Source organism: Enterococcus sp. S183_ASV_20 (assembly GCF_018919685.1).
Classification (GTDB): Bacteria; Bacillota; Bacilli; order Lactobacillales; family Enterococcaceae; genus Enterococcus; species Enterococcus faecalis.
The window spans coordinates 1-891 of record NZ_JAHLRI010000156.1; the positions used below are offsets into that span (position 1 = coordinate 1).

Consider the following 891-nt stretch of genomic DNA (forward strand, 5'->3'; position numbering starts at 1 on the left):
CGTTTGACCGTTTGGGCCGCTACTTTTGGTTGGATATTTTGACGAGTCGTTGGTTGTCCTGTTCGTCTTGGACTACGAGCAACCACTTGCTTTTTCATATCTTTTGGTTTATTTGTTGGTTGAAGTACTTTTTCTCCTTGTCGTTTCATAAGTGTTTGATGACCTGTTTCGCGTTTTTTACTTCGCTGTCCAGTACGCCGATTTTGATTTCTTAAAGCTGTTAAATTGGTTGATTCGTCGCTTTGATCATTAATTTTTTTAAGTGATTCCTGTTTTTTCAATCGATCTTTTTCATATTCTTTTTGGCGAGCTGATTCATGTTGCTGCCGTTTGAGTTGTTCTTCAGATTTCTGTTCTTGCATACGTCCTTTTTCGTGCGCTTGTCTTAATCCTTCTTGTGCTTTTTCGATAGCATTTGGCGCTTTATGTTGAGGTCTTGGCTTCAATTCACGGCGTAGTGCACTACGTTTTTCTTGTTCTTTATTTAATGGTCGTTGTTTTAAGCCAGTTTCTGCTTTACCATGTTTTCTTGCTTCTTCTTGACGTTTTTTAATAGCTGCTTTACGTTCTTCTTGTGCCTGTTTCCTGCGCTCCTTATTCTCTTGCTTTTGTTCTTTTGCCGCTCTACGCATATTAGCTTCTGTGCCAAAAGGATTTCCGATAAACCCGACACCATCAGAAAGTGAAACACGTCCCGTGACAAGATTAGCAAAGAATTTCCGGAAGACATACAAGCCAAGCGGTGTAAGAAGATAAATAAGTATCGTTAATATCTTCTGCCACACGTTTTCTGTCTGATTGCTTAATTGAAACCCTAGTGATAAGAAACTTGCAAAGAAAATAGTCGCAAAACCAACCATTCCCTTCATAAAAATAGTCATGCCAAAGGTT

Annotated in this window: 1 pseudogene; it reads right to left on the reverse strand. The window is 39.1% G+C overall.

The features are described 5' to 3' along the window. Positions 1–891 (reverse strand): annotated as a pseudogene (locus KQI94_RS16150) (hypothetical protein); the annotation flags it as partial.